Here is a 20,107-nt window from a genome sequence, read left to right as displayed (position 1 = left end):
GATGGACACCCTCGCCCTGATCGTGACCATCGCGGTCGCGCTCTTCTTCACGTACACGAACGGTTTCCACGACTCGGCGAACGCGATCGCGACGTCCGTGTCGACGCGGGCACTGACCCCGCGCGCCGCCCTGGCCATGGCTGCGGTCATGAACCTGGCCGGTGCCTTCCTCGGGTCCGGCGTCGCCAAGACGGTCAGTGAGGGTCTGATCGAGACGCCCAAGGGCGGCCACGGGATGGGCATCCTCTTCGCGGCGCTCTTCGGCGCGATCGTCTGGAACCTCATCACCTGGTACCTCGGTCTGCCGTCCTCCTCCTCCCACGCACTGTTCGGCGGCCTGGTGGGCGCGGCGCTCGCGGGCGGTACGACCGTGCTGTGGAACGGCGTGATCGACAAGATCATCCTGCCCATGTTCCTGTCGCCGATCGTCGGTCTCATCGTGGGTTACCTGGTGATGACCGCGATCATGTGGATGTTCCGGCGGTCCAATCCGCACAAGGCCAAGCGCGGTTTCCGGATCGCGCAGACCGTCTCCGCGGCGGGGATGGCACTCGGCCACGGTCTGCAGGACGCGCAGAAGACCATGGGTGTCGTGGTGATGGCACTGGTCATTTCCGGCCATGAGACACGGGGCGATCCGATCCCGGTGTGGGTCAAGATCGCCTGCGCATTGATGCTGTCGCTGGGGACGTACGCGGGTGGCTGGCGCATCATGCGGACGCTGGGGCGGAAGATCATCAAGCTGGACCCGCCGCAGGGGTTCGCGGCGGAGACGACCGGGGCGTCGATCATGTTCACGACGGCGTACCTGTTCAAGGCACCGATCTCCACGACGCATGCCATCACCTCGGCGATCATGGGCGTGGGTGCGACAAAACGTGTCAACGCGGTGCGGTGGGGTGTCGCGAAGAACATCGTGCTGGGCTGGTTCATCACGATGCCGGCGGCAGCGCTGGTCGCTGCGCTGGCCTTCGGGGTTGTGAAGCTGACGTTCCTGTAGGCCGCCGTACCAAGGGGCTCCGCGCCCTGACCCCCGGGCCCATACCCACCCACCACCCGACTCGGTGGGCTGAAAAGTACCCCGATCACCCGACTCGGTCGGCTGGAAATCGGGCCCGGCAGCCGACTCGGTCCGCTGGAAGCAGCCCCACCGCTCGACTCGGGAGTCCAAGGGTCGGGCCCGGAAACCGACCGAGCCCGTGGTGCCGAGAACGAACCCGGAAAGACGGACGGGCCCGCCCCCGAGAGCCAGGGGCGGGCCCTTTTCCGTCCTCGCGGTGGCACCGCCATGCAGCACCGCGAGGGGATCTGGGGGACGGGTCAGCCGAAGCGGCCCGAGATGTAGTCCTCCGTGGCCTGGACCGACGGGTTGGAGAAGATGCGCTCCGTGTCGTCGATCTCGATCAGCTTGCCGGGCTGACCGACGGCGGAGAGGTTGAAGAACGCCGTGCGGTCGGAGACACGCGCCGCCTGCTGCATGTTGTGCGTCACGATGACGATCGTGAACTGCTCCTTGAGCTCACCGATCAGGTCCTCGATGGCGAGGGTCGAGATCGGGTCGAGCGCCGAGCAGGGCTCGTCCATCAGCAGCACCTTCGGCTCGACCGCGATCGCGCGGGCGATGCACAGACGCTGCTGCTGACCACCGGACAGACCCGAGCCGGGCTTGTTCAGACGGTCCTTGACCTCGTTCCAGAGGTTCGCGCCCTTGAGCGACTTCTCGACGACGTCGCTGAGCTCGCCCTTCCTGAAGTTGCCGTTGAGGCGCAGACCCGCCGCCACGTTGTCGAAGATCGACATCGTGGGGAAGGGGTTCGGGCGCTGGAACACCATGCCCACCTCACGGCGGACCGACACCGGGTCGATGTCGGCGCCGTACAGGTCCTCGTCGTCGAGGAGCACCTTGCCCTCGACGCGGCCACCCGGGGTGACCTCGTGCATCCGGTTCAGCGTGCGCAGGAACGTCGACTTGCCGCAGCCGGACGGGCCGATGAACGCCGTCACCGAGCGCGGCTCGACGGTCATCGAGATGTCCTCGATCGCCTTGTGGGAGCCGTAGTAGGCGGTGAGTCCGCTTACGTCGATTCGCTTGGCCATTGTTTACGTCACTTCCAGAATTCAGTCGCTGAGGCCGCGTCAGCGACCGGTCTTCGGGGCCTTCCAGCGGGCGATGCCGCGAGCCACCAGGTTGAGGATCATCACGAAGGCGATCAGCGTGAGCGACGCCGCCCACGCACGGTCGTACGCCGCACCGGCGCCCGCGCTGTTCGCGAACTGCTGGTAGATGTACAGCGGCAGCGACGCCTGCGCACCCTCGAACGGGTTCGTATTGATGAAGGGGTTGCCGAACACGAGCAGCAGCACCGGGGCCGTCTCACCCGCGATACGCGCAACCGACAACATGATGCCCGTGGTGATGCCGCCGATGGAGGTCGGCAGGACCACCTTCAGGATGGTGCGCCACTTCGGGACGCCGAGCGCGAGGGACGCCTCGCGCAGCTCGTTCGGGACGAGCTTGAGCATCTCCTCCGTGGAGCGGACCACGACCGGCATCATCAGGATGGCCAGGGCGAGGGAGCCCGCGAAGCCGAACGGCTGCATGTCGAACATCAGCATGAGGCTGAGGATGAACAGACCGGCGACGATCGACGGGATACCGGTCATCACGTCGACGAAGAAGGTGACGGACTTGGCGAGCTTGCCGCGCCCGTACTCGACCAGGTAGATCGCGGTCATCACGCCGATCGGAGCGCCGATCAGGGTGGCGAGGCCGACCTGCTCGAGGCTGCCGATGATGGCGTGGTAGATACCGCCGCCGGGCTCGGTGTCGGCGACCACACCCATCGAGTGGGTCAGGAAGTAGACGTCGAGGACCTTCACACCGCGGGCGACGGTCACCCAGATCAGGGAGACGAGCGGTATCACGGCGACGAGGAAGGCGACCCAGACGAAGCTGGTGGCGACCCGGTCCTTGGCCTGACGGCGGCCCTCGACGCGCGCGGAGATGCCGTACGTACCGAGGACGAACAGGATCGCGGCGATCAGACCCCACTGGATCTTGCTGTCCAGGCCGGCGGCCAGGCTGATCCCGATGCCGAGGACGATGGAGCCGGCGGCGATCGCCCAGGGCGACCACGAGGGCAGGCTGGCGCCGCGCAGCGTGCTGGCGCGCTTGTCGTTGATGGCGGCTGCGTGGCTCATGCGTTGGCCCCCGAGTACTCCGCACGGCGCTGGATGATGATGCGGGCCGCGCCGTTGACCAGCAGGGTGATGACGAACAGGACCAGACCGGAGGCGATGAGCGCGTCCCGGCCGAACGGTGTCGCCTCGCTGAACTTGCTGGCGATGTTCTGGGCGAAGGTGCCGCCGCCCGGGTTGAGCAGGCTGGCTTGGATGTCGAAGGTCGGGGAGAGCACGGTGGCGACGGCCATCGTCTCGCCGAGCGCGCGGCCGAGGCCGAGCATGGAGGCCGAGATCACACCGGAGCGGCCGAAGGGGATCACCGCCATGCGGACGACCTCCCACCGCGTGGCACCGAGGGCCAGCGCGGCCTCCTCGTGCATCTGCGGGACCTGCCGGAAGACCTCACGGCTCACGTTGGTGATGATCGGCAGGATCATGATCGCGAGCAGGATGCCGACGGTGAGCATCGAGCGCGGGGCGCCTTCGTCCCAGGAGAAGACGCCGGTCCAGCCGAGGTAGTCGTTGAGCCAACCGAACAGGCCGTTCATGTGCGGTACGAGCACCAGGGCGCCCCACAGGCCGTACACGATGGACGGCACGGCGGCGAGCAGGTCGATCACGTACGCGACGGGGCCGGCGATGCGGCGCGGGGCGTAGTGCGTGATGAACAGCGCGATGGCCACCGCGACCGGGACCGCGAGGACCATGGCGACGATCGAGGAGACGATCGTGCCGAAGGCCAGCACCGCGATGCCGAAGACGGGCGGCTGGAGGTTGGTGTTCCACTCGAAGGCGGTGAGGAAGTTCGCGTGGTCCTTGCTGATCGCGAGGGCGGCGCGATAGGTGAGGAAGACCGCGATCGCGGCCATGATCACCAGCAGCAGGATGCCCGACCCGCGGGACAGGCCGAGGAAGATGCGGTCGCCGGGCCGGGTGGCGCCACGCGCGGCGCGCTTCCGGTCGGCCTCGGTCGGCCGTGGTGTGGGGGGAGGTGCGTCAGTTGTCTGTGTCGATATGTCCATCGGGATCTCCGGTCTGCGGAGCCGCGGGGTGGGCGGCTCGGTGGAGCCGTACGCGTACGACTCCGGGCGGCGGTGCACCGGACGGTGCGGACCGGCCCCTCGCGGGACCGGTCCGCACTCACGGATTCAGGTCAGCTCAGGCCCTCGATGGTCGTGCGGACCTTCGCGATGATCTCGTCGGGGACCGGCGCGTAGCCGATGCCCGACAGGACCTTCTGACCGTCCTCGCTGGCGATGTAGCGCAGGAAGGCCTTCGTGGCGGGCAGGGTGTCCGCCTTGTTGCCCTTGTCACAGACGATCTCGTACGTGACCAGGGTGATCGGGTAGGCACCCTCCGCCTTGGTCTTGTAGTCGAGCTGCAGCGCCAGGTCCTTGCCGGTGCCGACGACCTGCGCGGCGGCGATGTCGGCGGTGGCGCTCTCGGTGCTGGGCGCGACCGGCTTGCTGGCACCCGTGTCGATGGAGACGGCCTTGATGCCGTCCGCGACGTAGGAGAGCTCGAAGTAGCCGATGGCACCGGAAGTCTGCTTGACCTGCTGGGCCACACCCGCGGACTGCGGAGCGGACTGACCGCCCTTGGCCTGCCAGGCCTTACCACCGGAGTACTTCCAGTTGTCCGGGGTGGTGGCGATCAGGTACTTGGTGAAGTTGTCCGTGGTGCCGGACTCGTCCGAGCGGTGGAACGCCTGGATCTTGAGGTCGGGCAGCTTGACACCCGGGTTCAGCTTGGCGATCGCCTGGTCGTTCCACTTCGAGATCTTGCTGTCGAAGATCTTGGCGAGCGTGGGGGCGTCCAGGGTCAGGTTGTCGACACCCGGGACGTTGTAGCCGAGCGCGATCGGGCCGCCGACCATCGGGAGGTCGATGCCCTGGCCGCCGGAGCAGACCGCCTTGGAGGCCGTGACCTCTTCGGGCTTCAGCGCGGAGTCGGAACCGGCGAAGGCCACCTGGCCCTGCGTGAACGCCGTGACACCGGCGCCCGAGCCGCCGCCCTTGTAGTTGATCTGAACGCCACAGGCCTGCGAGAAGGTCTTGACCCAGGCGTCGATCGCGTTCTTCTGCGCGGAGGAGCCGTCGGCGAGCAGCTGGCCCTTGGCGTCGTCGCACTTGATGGAGCTGGCGCTGGTGGCGGGCGCGGAGGAGTTGTCGCTCCCCTTGCTGCCCGTGTCGTCCGAGCCGCACGCCGTCAGGGCCAGGGCGCCGGAGACGGCGACAGCACCGAGGGAAAGGGCGCGCAGCCGGTTCTTGCGCTGAAGCTTCACTTTCGGGAGTTCCTTCCAGGAGCCGCCACCTGCGGCGGCGTGCGAAGTCGTATGGCGCGTGCGCCGCTCGTTCTGGGCCGCACTCCGCACCGGGTAGGGCCGAAATTAGGCAGATGAGATGAAGCCGCCGATGGGCGGAAGTGAACGGAGGGTGAACCCCTACCGTCGGCCCGGTAAGGTCACGGAATGCTCACGGGGAGGGCACGTCGAGGTCCCGACTTCCGAGGTCACGTCGGGCGGCCCCCGCGCCCTCCACACTGTGGGAAAACGGCGCGCGCACACGCATGCGACGCCCGTGGAACCCTTCGAGTCGGCTCTCCGTCTCGTTCCACGGAAGCCGACGGAAGGCACGGTCATGGAACGGCGTACGTTCATCTCCGGGGGTGCGGCCGCACTGGCGACGGTCGCGGTGGCGGGGTGCAGTGGAGGCACAAGCGAAACCGCCGGTTCCGCGGGCAACGGCTCCGGGGCATCTGCTTCCGGTTCGTCTGTTACGTCCACATCCTCGCGTAATCCGCTGAAGACCACCAACGCAGCGGCCGCCGCCGACTGGTCCGCGCTCGCCCGCGACCTGGACGGCACCCTGGTCCGCCCGGGCGAGGCGGACTGGAACACGGCGCACCTGCTCTACAACACCCGCTTCGACGGCCTGAAGCCGGCAGCCGTCGCCTACGTCTCCCACCCGGACGACATCCGTACGACGCTGGCGTACGCCCGGGCCCAAGGCATCAGGGTCGCGATACGCAACGGCGGCCACTCCTACGCGGGCTGGTCGTCCGGCGACGGGCGCCTGATAGTCGATGTGTCCAGGCTCAACCGCGTCCGCGTGAGCGGCGGCCAGGCCGTCGTAGGGGCGGGCTCGAAGCTGATCGACGTCTACCGGGCGCTGGCCGCGCAGGGCGTGACGATACCGGCGGGCTCGTGCCCCACGGTCGGCGTCTCCGGCCTGGTCCTCGGCGGCGGCCACGGAGTGGTCTCCCGCGCCTACGGCCTGACCTGCGACAGCCTCACGCAGGCCACCCTGATCACGGCCGACGGCAAGCAGCTCACCGCGAACGCGACGACGAACCAGGACCTCTTCTGGGCCCTGCGCGGCGCCGGCAACGGCAACTTCGGCGTCGTCACGGAGCTCCAGTTCCGCACCCACCCCGCGCCCCAGGCCGTGACCGGCCATCTGACCTGGCCGTGGGCAAGGGCGGCCGCGGTGGTGAAGGCCTGGCAGGAGTGGGGCCCGGACCAGCCCGACGAGATCTGGTCCTCCCTCCACCTGGAGAACTCGCCCGGCGGCACGCCCAGGGTCTCGGTGGCCGCGTTCTCCCTCGGCACGTACGGCGAACTCCAGAACGCCGTCGACCGCCTGGCCGACAAGGTGGGCGCGCCGGCGTCGAGCGTGTCCCTGCGCCGCCGGGGCTACGAGGAGGCGATGGAGATCTACGCGGGCTGCTCGTCCTTCTCGACGAACGCCCAGTGCCACCTTCCCGGCTCCACCCCCGGCCGCTCCCCGCAGGGCGCGCTGGGCCGGGAGACGTACGCGGCACGCTCGGACTTCTTCGACCGCTCGCTCTCGGCGGCCGGCATCCAGACGCTGCTGAAGCAGACGCAGTCGGTCCAGGGCGGCGCGGGCAGCATCGCGCTCACGGCCCTCGGCGGCGCGGTCAACCGCGTCTCGCCCACGGCCACGGCCTTCGTCCACCGCCGCTCGCGCATGCTGGCCCAGTACATCGCGTCCTGGACCGCGGGCACGACCGGCTCGACGGCCCAGTCCTGGCTGACGTCCGCGCACAACGCGATGAAGCCGTACGCCTCCGGGGCGGCCTACCAGAACTACACGGACCCGACACTGACGAACTGGCGCCAGGCGTACTACGGCGATGCGGCGAGCCGCCTGGCCAAGGTGAAGCAGCAGTACGACCCGAATCGGTTCTTCAGGTACCCGCAGGGGGTGTAGCGCAGCTGCGGGCAGTCGTGCCGCCGAGCAGCCGAGCAGCCGAGCAGCCGAGCAGCCGAGCAGCCGAGCAACTATGCCGCGAGGTCCCGCTCCTCGGACGCCGCCGAGGAACGGGCCCCCGGAACCAGCGTGTCCCCACCGCCGTAGGCGGCCCGGCGCCGGATCAGCCACCCGGCCCGCGGCGAGCGCTCGACCGCCTTCATCACGGGCGTAAGCAGGGCCATGGCGAGCGGGGACAGGAGCAGGGCGACGGCCGTACCGAGCGCGAAGCCGCCCACCACGTCCGTCGGATAGTGCACGCCCATGTACACCTGGCTGAACCCTTCGAGGAGTGCCAGCCCAATCCCCACGAGCCCGAACGTGCGGTTCGCGACGAACAGCCCGACCCCCACGGCCATGGTGATCGTCGCGTTGTCGCTGACGAAGGAGTAGTAGTCGGTTCCTCCTGGGAGGAGGACGTCGAGCCCCTGGTGGTCGACGAAGGGCCGGGGCCGGTCCACGAACCCTCTTATCGGCACGTTCACGAGGACGGCGATACCGGCGGCGAGCGGCGCCCACACCAGGGAGGCGACGGAAGAGGCGGCCTCGTCCCCGCTGCCGGCCCGCCGCCGCATGGACCACCAGCACCACACCACCAGCAGCACGGTCGCGAGCAGCATCCCGTACTGACCGACGAACTCCACGGCCCGGTCGACCCAGTGCGGGGCGTCCTTGGCGAGTCCGTTGATCTCGTAGAGCAGGTCGACGTCGGGGTTCGATCCGGATTCGGCGAGTACAGCCATGGTGCTGTGGCCCCTTCGTCGTTGTTCCGGACGCACCTCGTGTGCGCCGCTGTCGCCACCCCTGTGGTCTGTAGATCCGCTTCCGCTGTCGTGACGTCAGCCGGCTACGTGAACAGGAACGCACGGTCCCCATTGATAGGTTCCACACTCCACCGAATGATCACGCAGACGTTATCGAAGAGAGACTCATCGCCGCAGCTCAGGGGGTGGGTTCGCGCTCGGTTCACACGCTCGTGGGGAGCGCTTTCGCGCCATCTTCGGTGACCCGTGTGGCACCGAAGTAATCGGGGGTGTCAATCGGGTCGAACCGAATCACAGCGCCCGTTCTCGGAGCGTCGATCATGTAACCGCCGCCGACATAAATACCCACGTGCCGGATAGCGCGGGAATCGGTGAGGTCGTCCGAGAAGAACACCAGATCGCCGGGGAGCAGTTCCTCACGGGAGGGATGCGGCCCGGCGTTGTACTGATCATTGGCGACGCGCGGCAGCGTCACGCCGACCCTCTGGTACGCCGCCTGCGTCAGCCCCGAGCAGTCGAACCGTCCGCCCTGGTCAGCCGTACCGGTGCCGCCCCACAGATAGAGCGTGCCGAGCTTGCCCTGCGCGTAGGCGATGGCGCCGGCGGCCTGCCTGCTGGGGTCGACCCGGGAGACGGGGGCGGCGAAGCTCTTCTCCAGCGTGCGGATCGTCTTGACGTAGTTCTGGGTTTCCCGGATGGCTGGAACTCCACCAGCCCTTATGACGCGGTACGCGCCGGCGTTGTAGGCGGCGAGCATGTTGTCACTGGTGTCGCCGGGCACGTCCTTGACGTACTTCGCGAGCTCGCAGTCGTACGAAGCGGCCGATGGAATCGCGTCATTCGGGTCCCAGATGTCGCGCTTGCCGTCACCGTTGCCGTCTATGCCGTGCGTGGCCCAGGTACTTGGAATGAACTGAGCGATACCCCGAGCGTCAGCGGGACTGACGACGCCCGGGTCCCACCCGCTCTCCTGATACAGCTGGGCGGCGAGCAGCGCGGGATTGAGCGCGGGACACAGATTTCCCCACCGCTGCACGAGCGCCTTGTAGGCCCCGGGCACGGCCCCCTTGGCGAGTCCCACGGTCCCGCCGCCGACGCCGTTGAGCAGATTCCCGGCAACGACGTACACGCCGAGGACGAGCAGCATGACAAAGCTGACTCCGAGCCCGACAGCGACCCCACCGACGACCCACACTTTCCGCACGCCCCAACCCTCCCCCATGGAGGGGCCGTTCAAGGCCATTTCGGCGGAGAGTGGCGCCAAATCACAGAGGCGTAGCCGGAAATGGCTGGGGGTCAGGGCCGGGGGTCAGGGCTGCGGGTCGCCGGCCGCGGCGTCCCGGTAGAGCTCCGCCGCCTGCGCCCTCAGGACCACGCTGTACGACCTGTCGGCCGTGGCGCCGCCCTGCTCGTGGCCGCCCAGTACGCCGACGACCTCCCCGTCACCGTTCACCCAGGGACTGCCACTGGTCCCGCTGCTGAAGCCGGGGCAGTCGATGCGCTGCTGCGTACTGCTCTGGGCGGTCGGCTTGTTGGTGCAACTGATCGGGGCGTCGAGGAAGTCGGGATAGCCGGTGACGGTCACGGCCGTGGCCCCGGTAGCCACCCCCGTGGCAAAGGCGTTGCCCCCCACGACATCCTCGATCCGCTCCCCGTCCAGCTCGTCCACCTCGGCGAAGGCGAGGTCACTGTCCTCGTCCTGTCCGTCGGTCCACCCGTCCGGCCGGAACCGCTTCCCCACCGTCCACACCCCGTGCGGCGCCTGCCCGTCCCGGTAGCCGGGCACGAACACGAGGTCGGAGTCGTCGCCGTCGAGGCAGTGCGCGGCCGTGACGATGAGGTTCCGCCCGCGGCTGTGGACGACGGAGGCGGTGCAGAAGTGACCGCCGGCGAGGCTCGCGCTCCGGTCGGCGCCGAACAGCGCCCCGACCCGCGCGCTCTGCGCCGTGGCCACGGCCGCCGCGGTGACGCCGAACGGCCCGGGCCCGTCGTCCGCGGCCGCGACGGAGGCCGACGTGGCGGCCAGCAGCACCATGGCGCCGAAGAGAGCCAAGGGCGAGGTGCCGGAGGTACCCGGGATGCGTGAGATGCGCTTCATCAGGGCTCACTCTGTCCCACGAAGGTGAGAAACCGTCCTCGACTTCACTGAGAATTTCACCGTACTGTGCGAAGCCCGACTGCGCCTCTACAGCCGCCTCACCGACACTCGGCCCACAGCAGCTTCCCACCCTTGGACGCGCCCAGCTCCCGCAGAGATCCTGCCCGCCGGCCTGCTCGACCTCGTGGAGCTCGAACACCACGCCGTACGGCTGAACGCCGCCGTGCCGGTGCACATCCCCGGGTGTCCATGTCGCCACCGCCACCGAAATCCATCTCACCGAAAGCGGCGATCCGACCAGATCCGTACTCACGGCCACCCCGGCCGCCTTCCGCGCTGTCCTCACCACTCTCAAGAAGCAGGTCACCCCCCATGCCTGACATCCCCCCGAACCTCACCTGGGAACGCGCCGCCCCTCCGGAGGCAACAGGACCCGGTCCCTGGATCGAGATCGCCTTCGGCGATAGTCAGGGCGCCGACGACGGCGACGCCCCCGTCTACATCCGAGAGACCAGCGCCCCGGACCACGTCGTCACCACAAACCGCCGTAAGTGGGACGCCTTCGTACTCGGCGTCCAGGCAGGGGAGTTCGACCACTTCGTGGAGGGCCTGGAGGCCTGACCGAACCGGCCCCCACTCACACCGTCCCGGCGACCTGGAGCCCCCACCGAACCCCCGTCAGTTCCTCCGACACCGCCCACAGCCGTCGCGCCGCCTCCGGATCGCTCGCCGCCGCTGTGCACCGCCCGGACCGGCTACGACGGCCCGACCGGCCTGGGCACCCCGGAGGGCGTCACGGCCTTCACCGGCTGACCTCCAACCGCCTCGCACGAGCACGGGCCCCGGCAACCGCCGGGGCCCGTTTCGGCATGGGGAAGCATGAGAACATCGTCACGACCGTTCACCCGACCAGCCGTCAAAAACCGCGCCAGGTCGTAAGAGAGGTCAACGACGGAACCGCACGACAGGTTCCGCTCAGGCCTCGTTGCCCGGCGTGACCTGCCATGATACACAGAGTGACCGTACGAGGTGTTCGTACGAAACCCGCCAATCAATGACTTCAAGTCGACATACGACGGCGCCATTGTCGGCGAGAATGAGGAGTGACCTCTGCACACCGCAGAGGCTTGCAGAACTACCCACCAGGGGCGGTGACTTACATGCTCTTTGCGGCCGACAAGGGAGACATCAACACCATCATCGGCGGGATCGCTCCCGACTGGGGTCCCTTCGGCAGCCTGGGCAACGAGGCGAAGGTGATGATCGAGGTGGTGATGGCCGTGGCCATCCTGCTCTGCCTCGGCATCGCGATCTGGGGCGCGGCCAAACAGCGCATCGGCGCGACGGCCCTCCGGGACACCTTCAGCGCCGAGCAGGGCAAGGGCCTCATCATCGCGGGCCTGACGGGAGTCTTCATCATCGGCTCACTCGGCACGCTGTTCACGATCGTGTACGGCATGGCGGTCTGAGGTCGGCTCCCAGCTCCTCCGCTCCCCTCCGGGCACGCCCGGTCCCCGTCCCCTAGCCCACCCGCCCGTCGTGCCCACCGGCTGAGGTTGCGTTTCCCTGATGTCGAGTCACCACACCGCGCCCGCGCGGGAACCAGCACGGCTACCGTTGTTCCCGGACAACGTCGAGGGGGCGTACGCGGCATGAGTCTCGGAGACGAGCACGGTTCCTCCGGCGGTTACGCCGACACGGGGCAGACCCGCACGCGGCTCCCCGAGGGCGACCCCTACGGCGGCGCCACCCGCCGGGGCGGACGCTCGTCATCCCGGAGCCTGGTCACGGTGGTCGGGGTGGTGGTCCTCCTGATCGCGGCGATCGCCTTCGCGAACCGGGGAGGTGACGATTCCCCGTCCGGGGGCGCCAGCGGCAACAAGCCGGCGCCTTCACCAACGTCCGCGACGGGCAACCGCCCGGTGGAGACCAAGTCCGCAGGCATCCCAACGGGGTTCGCACACAGCGAGCAGGGGGCGCAGAGCGCGGCGGCGAACTACTCGGTGGCTCTGGGCTCGACGGACATGTTCAACACGGCTAGACGGCACGAGATCGTCAACACCGTCTACGCCCCCGATGTGGCGGCCGCCAGACAGTCCGACCTCGACCGTGCCTACTCCAGCGAGTCGTTCCTCAGCAACATCGGCCTCACAAGGGACGGTGCCGCACCGAGCGGCCAGACCTTCATTTCCCGGATCATCCCGGTGGGCACCAAGGTCACGTCGTCCGGCACGGACAGCGCCACAGTCGAGATCTGGTACACCTCGCTCTTCGGCCTGTCCGGCGAAGCCTCGACCAATCCGGTGTCCGAGAGTTGGTACACCACGACGTACGAACTGAAGTGGGTCGGCAACGACTGGAAGGTCACCGACTTCCAGCAGAAGGACGGCCCGGTCCCGGTCGGTCGCGACCAAAAGGCCTCCACAGCCGACGACATGACCAAGGCCGTTGAGGAGTACGGAGGGTTCACGTATGCGCGCTAACCACCGCATCCTCAAAGTCACGGCCGTCTTCGGGGCCGTACAGACCGCCACGGTACTACTGGCCACTCAAGCCGTCGCCGCACCCACCCCGAGCCCCACCCCCTCCAACGACCCTTGCGACCTCATCCGCGGCCCCGCCAAGGACTACTGCGAAAAAGGCAGCAGCAAGGGCACCGGCACCCCCACCGACCCCCTGACCTCCACCCTCGACCCCCTCTCCTCCCTGGCCAAGGGCTGCGCCGACGCCGCGTCCTGGACCGTCGACAAGCTCAGTGACGCCGTGAAGGAGACCGCGAGCGTCGACTTCACGAACCCCAAGTTCCTTCAGCAGTACGCCCTCGTCTTCGCCGCCTCCGCCATCCTCACGCTCCTGCTGTGGCTCCTGGCCGTGGCCAAGAGGGCCGTACGCGGCGTGCCCCTCACCACCGCCATCTCCGAAGCCGTCGGCTTCCTCTGGCTCACTGTGCTGGCCTCCGCCTTCACCCCGCTGATCCTCTACACGGTCGTCTCCGCGACCGACGGCGTCAGCGACGTCCTGGCCAAGGCCACCGGAGACCAGACCGACACGTTCTTCGGCACGTTCTCCGGCGCGCTGAGCAAGGGGAACGACATCGGCGGCGGCCCCATCATGCTGATCCTGGTGTCGCTGGTCTCGATCCTCGCCGCGGGCGTCCTCTACCTGGAGCTCTTCATCCGGGCCGTCCTCCTGTACGTCGGCGCCCTCCTCGGCGTCGTCGTGTACTCGGGCCTCGTGGACAAGAACCTGTGGGGCCACGTCCGCCGCTGGGCGGGGATCATGATCGCGGTGATCCTGGTCAAGCCGGTCATCGTCATCGTGCTCGGCCTGGCCGGCGCCCTGGCCACGGACGAAGGCCCGGACGCACTCGGCGCCGTCGTCTCCGGCCTCGCCATCATCCTGCTCGCCATCTTCGCCAGCGGAATGATCTACCGCTTCGTCCCGGGCTTCGGCGACGAGATCGCGAACTCCCGCAACAACCGCATCATGCAGGGCGCCGAGAACAAGGCCGCCGCGGTCATCAGCTCCCCGGCGACCCTGGTCGCGCAGGGCATCAAGACGCACAGCGCCCGCGCCGACAACAACGGAGGCGGCGGCCAAGGCTCCTCCTCCAGCACCCCCCGCCCGGCCAACCCGGCCTCCGGCGGAGTCGCCGCGCACAGCTCGCGCACCTCGAACGGAGGCGGCGGATCTGTCCCTTCCGCCGCACCCGCACCGCGCTCGCCCAGCCCGGTGAACACCCCGCACGCCAGCAACAGTCGCAACAGCAGCGGTGGCAACCACTCAGGAGGTGAAGGGCGTTGACGACCGAGTCCCATCTGTCCCCCGCGGTCACGCCCCGCCGTACGTATCTCATCGGCCGCGCCCGGCCGAACGCGATCGTCGGCCGCAACCGTGAGTCCGGCGAGATCGCGCTCATCATCGCCGGCGCGTTCCTCGGCATGATGTGCGGGCTCCTGGTCCCCGTCCTCTCCCTGCGCATCGTGCTGCTGACCGGCTTCCCGATGCTGGCACTGGCGGCGGTGTACGTGCCGTACAAGCGCCGTACGTTCTACAAGTGGTTCGAGATCAACCGCAGTTATAAGCGGACCCTGCGCCAGGGAACCGTGTACCGGTCGAGCGTGATGGAGGCCGGCACCCGCCTCGACGGACGCGAAGTCGAGATCGGACCCCCGCCCGGCATCGGGGGCATCAACTGGCTCGCCGCTCCGTTCGGGCCCGACGAGATCGCCGTACTCCTGCACGCCGACCGCAGGACCGTCACCGCCGCCATCGAGATCGAGGGCCCCGGCGTCGGACTGCGCGACTCCGAGGACCAGGAAGCCCTCGTCGACCGCTTCGGCACCCTGCTCAAGCACGTGGCCAACGGCGACGGCTTCGTCACCCGGCTCCAGATGCTGGCCCGCACCCTCCCCGCCGACCCGGACGCTCACGCCAAGGACGTCGCCGTACGCGGGGACGAGAAGGCACCGGGCTGGCTGTCGCGGTCGTACGACCAGCTGCAGTCCATGGTGTCGACTAGCAGCGAGCAGCACCGCGCCTACCTCGTCGCCTGCATGCACTTCACCCGCGAACTCGCCGCCGAGGCACAGGCCGTGGCCCGCGCCGCACGCCCGCAGGCGGGCCGCAAGCTGGACCGGGACGCCGGGCTCGCCGTCGTCATGGCCCGTGAGCTGACCGACATCTGCTCACGGCTCCAGGAGGCGGACATCCGGGTGCGCCAGCCCCTCGGTCAGGGGCGGCTGGCCTCCCTCATCCACTCCATGTACGACCCGGACCACCCGATCGACCACATCCAGGCGATGACGAAGCGCAACGCCTGGCCGGCCGAGCTGGACGCGATGGAGGCGACGTACCTCCAGGCGAAGACCCGGGAGTCCTCGACCCGTGAGCCCTGGTGCCACTCCACGGCCTGGGTCAAGGAGTGGCCGATGACCCCGGTCGGCGTCAACTTCCTGGCGCCCCTCCTCGTCCACACCCCGGATGTCATCCGCACGGTCGCCGTCACCATGGACCTCGAACCCACCGAGGTCGCCATCGAACGCATGCTGACCGAGAAGACCAACGACGAGGCCGAGGCGTCCCGCGCCGCCAAGATGAACCGCACGGTCGACCCGCGCGACATCGCCGCCCACAACCGCCTCGACCAGCGCGGCGAGGACCTCGCGAGCGGCGCCGCCGGCGTCAACCTGGTCGGCTACATCACCGTCTCCTCCCGCTCCCCGGAAGCCCTGGCCCGCGACAAGCGGACGATAAGGGCGTCGGCCGGAAAGTCGTACCTGAAGCTGGAGTGGTGCGACCGCGAACACCACCGGGCCTTCGTGAACACACTTCCGTTCGCCACCGGCATTCGCAGGTAGGGGCTGATGAGCTGATGCGGGACCCGCTGTCCGTCCTCACCGACGCCTTCACGTCCTTCCTCTTCGGGAAGATCGAGACGACCCGCCTCCCGGTGCGCACCTCCACCGGCCAGGCCCAGGCGGTCTACCTCCCCACCGCCGCCCCCGGCCTCGGCGACTCCGGCGTCATCATCGGCCGCGAGGTGTACTCCGGCAAGGGCTACATCTACGACCCCTTCCAGCTGTACGGCCAACAACTCCCGGCTCCGCACTGGCTGGTCCTCGGCGAGTCGGGCAACGGCAAGTCGGCGCTCGAGAAGACCTATGTCCTACGGCAGTTGCGCTTCCGCGACCGCCAGGTCGTCGTCCTCGACGCGCAGGGCGAGGACGGGGTCGGCGAATGGAACCTGATCGCCCAGGAGTTGGGAATAACTCCCATCCGCCTGGACCCGATGGCCGCCCTGGACCACGGCATCCGGCTCAACCCCCTCGACCCGTCGATCACCACGACCGGCCAGCTGGCCCTGCTGCGCACCATCATCGAGGTCGCGATGGGCCACGGCCTGGACGAACGCTCGGGCTTCGCGCTGAAGGTGGCGCACGCCTACGTCAACGAGACGATCGTCGAGCGCCAGCCCGTCCTCTCCGACATCGTCGAGCAGCTACGGCACCCCGAGCCCGAGTCGGCCGAGTCGATGAACGTCGCCCTGGACGACGTACGGGCCTGGGGCCTGGACGTGGCACTGGTCCTCGACCGCCTCGTCGACGGTGACCTCAGGGGCATGTTCGACGGCCCCACGACGGTCGGCATCGACCTGGACGCCCCGCTGATCGTCTTCGACCTCTCCCATATCGACCGCAACTCCATCGCGATGCCCATCCTGATGGCGATCGTGGGAGTCTGGCTGGAGCACACCTGGATCCGCCCCGACCGGAAGAAGCGCATCTTCCTGGTCGAAGAGGCCTGGCACATCATCAACAGCCCGTTCGTGGCCCAACTGTTCCAGCGGCTCCTGAAGTTCGGCCGCCGGTTGGGCCTGTCCTTCGTGGCGGTGGTCCACCACCTGTCCGACGTGGTGGACGGCGCGGCGGCGAAGGAGGCCGCGGCGATCCTGAAGATGGCGTCGACCCGGACCATCTACGCCCAGAAGGCGGACGAGGCGAGGGCGACGGGCCACGTGCTGGGCCTGCCCCGCTGGGCGGTGGAGATCATCCCGACCCTCACCCCCGGCATCGCCGTCTGGGACGTCAACGGCAACGTCCAGGTGGTCAAACACCTGGTCACCGAGACCGAACGCCCCCTGGTCTTCACCGACCGTGCGATGACCGAGTCGTCCGCCGAGCACACGTCCGACGACGACGCCCTGCGCGCCGCGGAGTTGGAGGCGGAGGAGAGGGCGGCGGCCTTCATGGAACATCACATCGGCGACCTGGAGGGTTACGGGTCGTCGGAGTCGACGGTGGCATGAGATGAGACCCGAAGAACGGGACTCCCGACGCGACGGCCAGGGCGGCATCCCCGACGGCCTGCTGGTCGGCCTGCTCGCCTTCCTCCTCGGCATGACCCTGCTGGTCTGGACGGCCACGGGCCTCGCGGGCTGGTTCTCCCGCGGCGCCTGGCCGTCCGCCGTCAGCTTCACCCGCACCCCCCTGGCCATGCGCCACCTCATCGCGGAACCACACGACATCACGGGCGCCTGGCCGTCCACACCGCCCGGCCAGTTGTCGGGGTACGGCCTGTTCTGGGGGCTGTTCATCGGCCAGTTGATGGTGCTGATGGTCCTGACGGTGTTCGTGATGGGCACGGTGGCGAGGTGGCGGGCGGGACGGGTGAGGCGGGGGCTGGAGAAGGGGGCAGCGACGGCCCAAGCACGGCCGACGCCCCAGGAACAGCCCACATGGACACCGGAACCCGAAAACCGACGCGAGGGTCCGAGACCGGAAGCCCGACACGAGGTCCCGGAACCGAGAAGCGAGCAGCCGAGAAGCGAACCGGACCTGAAGCTGAGCAGCGAACCGGACCCGAAGCCGGCCCAAGAGGCCGTCCTCCTGGCCAACAGCAAACGGGTGGGCGGATGGGAAACAAACCGCGCCGAAGGCGCGGTGCGCTACGCCGACCCCACGGCCCGCCACGAAACAGCAACCCAAACAATCAGAGACGCAACGGGCCCCACCCTCGTAGTCACCTCAAACCCCGCCATCTGGCAGGACACCAAGGACGCGAGAGCCAAACTGGGCCCCACCCTCCTCTACGACCCCACCCACCTCTGCGACACCCCGGCCCGTCTCCACTGGTCCCCCACCACAGGCTGCGAAGACAGACAAACGGCCCTGCACAGAGCGGCAGCACTCCTCGCCCCGGTCCGCCCCACCGCCCGCCTGGACCAAGCCGTCAGCGACACCGCGGAAACGCTCCTTCGCAGCTACCTCCACGCCGCCGCCATAGACGCCCGCACCATCCGCCACGTCCACCGCTGGACCCAGGGCACCCAGATCCAGGACGCCGTACGCACCCTCCGTACCAACCCCAAGGCCGCCCCCGGCGCCGCGGGCGAACTAGAAGCCGCCCTCACGGCCCACCCCGAACGCCGGGACATGGCACACGAGTTGACCAGCCGAGCACTCGCCGCCCTCTTCACGGTCAACATCCGCGAGGCATGCACTCCGAACCGAACTGATGCACTCGCCTTGGATTCCTTCGTCAACGAAGGGGGCACGCTTTATGTGGTCGGTGAATCCATCGAGGACCCCAGGACGAACCCCGGCGCCATGCCCCTCCTGACGGCACTCGTCTCAAGCGTGGTCGAGCGCGGCCGGCACATGGCCGAACGGTCATCCTCCGGTCGGCTCGACCCACCACTCACCCTGGTCCTGGACGACATCGCGGCCGTGGCGCCGTTCCCCCAGCTCCCGGACCTCCTGTCCACCGGAGCCGATCAGGGACTGCCCACACTGGCGCTGCTCCGCTCCCGCGAACAGGCCCGAGCCCGCTGGCCACACCACGAACTCCCCATCTAGATCCGCGACTTCAGTCACTCACGCTCGAAGACGAACTCCAACTCCCGCTGCCCCGCGTCATGCACGAACGGCACGGTCTCCCCACTCGGCCCGAACCCGACCTTGCGGTACGCGGCCTGGGCCCGCCCGTTGTCCTGGTGGACGTACAGCCGTACCCGCTCGGCCCCACGCGCCCACGCCCACTCGAGCCCGGCATCGAACAGGGCCTTGATCAGCCCGGTCCCCCGGTGCTCGGGCCGCACGAACACCCCGACGACGTGCCCCTGCTTCCGCTCGACGACACCCCCGGCCCAGTCCACGGTGCCGGCCTCCTCGAACAGCACGGTGACCGTCCCGACCCACTCCCCGTCAGGCGCCTCGGCGATGATCTGCCGCGCGCCGATGGCCCCCTCGCCGCCCCCCGCGGCACGGTCCTGCCAGAAGGAGTCGGGCTTGGCCACGGCCTCCTCGTAGGACTCCAGGAAGGCGAGGTGCGCGGCCGGATCCCGCAGCGCGTCCAGCCGCAACTGCTTCACTGCCGGCCACTCGTCGGCCCGTATCGCACGGATCACGTAGTCATCGCTGATAGAGGCGCTCATACCGGCCACGGTAACGCGTGCCCCCCAAGCCCCTCACCTCAAATAAGGCCCCACTGTCAGTGGTCCGGCCTACGGTGGGGCGGGACAGGTCCGACGCCGACTGGCCAACTACACGAGACACAGGTGAACCCATGACGACTCTGCCCGACCGGCCGAACACCGCACTGATCGTCATCGACGTCCAGAACGGTGTGGTGGAAGACGCCCACAACCGTGACGCCGTCCTCGCGAACATCAACACCCTGGTCGACAAGGCCCGCGCGGAGGACGTGCCGGTGGTCTGGGTGCAGCACTCCGACGACCACCTCGAGCACGGCAGCAAGCCCTGGGAGTACGTCCCCGAGCTGAAGCGCCTCGACACAGAGCCCCTCCTGCACAAGTCGTACGGCGACTCCTTCGAGGAAACCGACCTGGAGTCCCTCCTGGCCGAGCGAGGAGTGGGCCGGCTCGTCGTCACGGGGGCCCAGACCGACGCCTGCATCCGCTCGACGCTGCACGGCGCCGTGGTGCGCGGTTACGACGCGACGCTGGTCGCCGACGCCCACACGACGGAAGACCTCACCCAGTACGGCGCACCCGCTCCGGAGCAGGTGATCGCCCACACCAACCTGTACTGGAAGTGGCAGAGCGCACCGGGCCGCAAGGGTGGAACGGTCACCACAGCCGATGTGACCTTCTGACCGCGACCGGAAACGCGAAAGAGCCCCAACTCTCAGGTTCTCACCTGGAGTTGGGGCTCTTTCTCAATTTTTGTTCGGCGATGTCCTACTCTCCCACAGGGTCCCCCCTGCAGTACCATCGGCGCTGTAAGGCTTAGCTTCCGGGTTCGAAATGTAACCGGGCGTTTCCCTCACGC

Annotated in this window: 18 protein-coding genes and 1 rRNA gene; 10 read left to right on the top strand and 9 right to left on the bottom strand. The window is 68.6% G+C overall.

Annotated elements, in window-relative coordinates; genetic code table 11:
- Position 1: 1 nt before the first annotated feature.
- The gene (locus ACFYXB_RS35375; protein WP_389589145.1) at positions 2-1,000 is read left to right on the top strand and encodes an anion permease; all 999 of its coding nucleotides are present in this window, start codon (positions 2-4) and stop codon (positions 998-1,000) included.
- 320 nt (positions 1,001-1,320) lie between these two features.
- Here ACFYXB_RS35375 and pstB read toward each other — a convergent pair whose 3' ends face one another.
- The 4 genes from pstB to pstS form a co-directional block, all read right to left on the bottom strand.
- Complete coding sequence (gene pstB, locus ACFYXB_RS35370; protein WP_389589144.1) at positions 1,321-2,097, bottom strand: phosphate ABC transporter ATP-binding protein PstB; 777 nt, start codon at positions 2,095-2,097, stop codon at positions 1,321-1,323.
- Between the two features lie 39 nt (positions 2,098-2,136).
- Entirely contained in the window at positions 2,137-3,201 is a 1,065-nt protein-coding gene (gene pstA, locus ACFYXB_RS35365) for a phosphate ABC transporter permease PstA (RefSeq protein WP_351350409.1), read from the bottom strand.
- Positions 3,198-4,205, bottom strand: a complete 1,008-nt coding sequence (gene pstC / locus ACFYXB_RS35360; RefSeq protein WP_351350410.1) for a phosphate ABC transporter permease subunit PstC — start codon at positions 4,203-4,205, stop codon at positions 3,198-3,200. Before pstC ends, pstA begins: the two co-directional genes overlap by 4 nt.
- A gap of 131 nt (positions 4,206-4,336) precedes the next feature.
- Positions 4,337-5,467 carry a phosphate ABC transporter substrate-binding protein PstS gene (pstS, locus tag ACFYXB_RS35355; protein WP_389589143.1) on the bottom strand — a complete coding sequence of 377 codons (1,131 nt, stop codon included), beginning with the start codon at positions 5,465-5,467 and terminating at the stop codon, positions 4,337-4,339.
- Between the two features lie 355 nt (positions 5,468-5,822).
- Between pstS and ACFYXB_RS35350 the strand changes: the two genes are divergently transcribed.
- Entirely contained in the window at positions 5,823-7,415 is a 1,593-nt protein-coding gene (locus ACFYXB_RS35350; protein WP_389589142.1) for an FAD-binding oxidoreductase, read from the top strand.
- 71 nt (positions 7,416-7,486) lie between these two features.
- Here ACFYXB_RS35350 and ACFYXB_RS35345 read toward each other — a convergent pair whose 3' ends face one another.
- The 3 genes from ACFYXB_RS35345 to ACFYXB_RS35335 form a co-directional block, all read right to left on the bottom strand.
- Positions 7,487-8,197, bottom strand: a complete 711-nt coding sequence (locus tag ACFYXB_RS35345) for a phosphatase PAP2 family protein (RefSeq protein WP_351350413.1) — start codon at positions 8,195-8,197, stop codon at positions 7,487-7,489.
- 223 nt (positions 8,198-8,420) lie between these two features.
- Positions 8,421-9,440, bottom strand: a complete 1,020-nt coding sequence (locus ACFYXB_RS35340; RefSeq protein ID WP_351350431.1) for an NlpC/P60 family protein — start codon at positions 9,438-9,440, stop codon at positions 8,421-8,423.
- A gap of 87 nt (positions 9,441-9,527) precedes the next feature.
- On the bottom strand, positions 9,528-10,316 hold the full coding sequence (locus tag ACFYXB_RS35335; RefSeq protein WP_389589141.1) for a trypsin-like serine peptidase: 789 nt from the start codon (positions 10,314-10,316) through the stop codon (positions 9,528-9,530).
- A 372-nt stretch (positions 10,317-10,688) separates the two neighbouring features.
- Between ACFYXB_RS35335 and ACFYXB_RS35330 the strand changes: the two genes are divergently transcribed.
- The 7 genes from ACFYXB_RS35330 to ACFYXB_RS35300 all read left to right on the top strand — a co-directional run bounded on the left by ACFYXB_RS35330 (position 10,689) and on the right by ACFYXB_RS35300 (position 18,673).
- Complete coding sequence (locus ACFYXB_RS35330; protein WP_389589140.1) at positions 10,689-10,937, top strand: DUF397 domain-containing protein; 249 nt, start codon at positions 10,689-10,691, stop codon at positions 10,935-10,937.
- A 539-nt stretch (positions 10,938-11,476) separates the two neighbouring features.
- Positions 11,477-11,785 (top strand): hypothetical protein, encoded by a 309-nt coding sequence (locus ACFYXB_RS35325; RefSeq protein WP_003991275.1) that lies wholly within the window; start codon positions 11,477-11,479, stop codon positions 11,783-11,785.
- Positions 11,786-11,968: 183 nt separating this feature from the next.
- Entirely contained in the window at positions 11,969-12,799 is an 831-nt protein-coding gene (locus ACFYXB_RS35320; protein WP_389589139.1) for a hypothetical protein, read from the top strand.
- On the top strand, positions 12,789-14,120 hold the full coding sequence (locus tag ACFYXB_RS35315; protein WP_389589138.1) for a hypothetical protein: 1,332 nt from the start codon (positions 12,789-12,791) through the stop codon (positions 14,118-14,120). The genes ACFYXB_RS35320 and ACFYXB_RS35315 overlap by 11 nt, the downstream gene beginning before the upstream one ends.
- Positions 14,117-15,676 carry an SCO6880 family protein gene (locus ACFYXB_RS35310; RefSeq protein ID WP_389589137.1) on the top strand — a complete coding sequence of 520 codons (1,560 nt, stop codon included), beginning with the start codon at positions 14,117-14,119 and terminating at the stop codon, positions 15,674-15,676. Before ACFYXB_RS35315 ends, ACFYXB_RS35310 begins: the two co-directional genes overlap by 4 nt.
- A 14-nt stretch (positions 15,677-15,690) precedes the next feature.
- The gene (locus tag ACFYXB_RS35305) at positions 15,691-17,124 is read left to right on the top strand and encodes an ATP-binding protein (RefSeq protein WP_351350421.1); all 1,434 of its coding nucleotides are present in this window, start codon (positions 15,691-15,693) and stop codon (positions 17,122-17,124) included.
- 1 nt (position 17,125) lies between these two features.
- Positions 17,126-18,673, top strand: a complete 1,548-nt coding sequence (locus tag ACFYXB_RS35300) for a type VI secretion protein (RefSeq protein ID WP_389589136.1) — start codon at positions 17,126-17,128, stop codon at positions 18,671-18,673.
- Positions 18,674-18,687: 14 nt separating this feature from the next.
- On the opposite strand, the gene ACFYXB_RS35295 is transcribed toward ACFYXB_RS35300, so the two are convergent.
- Positions 18,688-19,251, bottom strand: coding sequence for a GNAT family N-acetyltransferase (locus ACFYXB_RS35295; RefSeq protein WP_389589135.1), 564 nt, complete (start codon positions 19,249-19,251; stop codon positions 18,688-18,690).
- A gap of 131 nt (positions 19,252-19,382) precedes the next feature.
- On the opposite strand from ACFYXB_RS35295, the gene ACFYXB_RS35290 reads away from it, so the two are divergent.
- Positions 19,383-19,931, top strand: coding sequence for a cysteine hydrolase family protein (locus tag ACFYXB_RS35290; protein ID WP_389589134.1), 549 nt, complete (start codon positions 19,383-19,385; stop codon positions 19,929-19,931).
- Between the two features lie 72 nt (positions 19,932-20,003).
- Here ACFYXB_RS35290 and rrf read toward each other — a convergent pair.
- Positions 20,004-20,107, bottom strand: a 5S ribosomal RNA gene (gene rrf, locus ACFYXB_RS35285); the annotation flags it as partial.

The organism is Streptomyces sp. NPDC002619 (assembly GCF_042889305.1).
Taxonomy (GTDB): Bacteria; Actinomycetota; Actinomycetes; order Streptomycetales; family Streptomycetaceae; genus Streptomyces.
The sequence above is the reverse complement of the archived record's forward strand: the minus strand, read 5'-3'. Positions and strand labels throughout refer to the sequence as shown.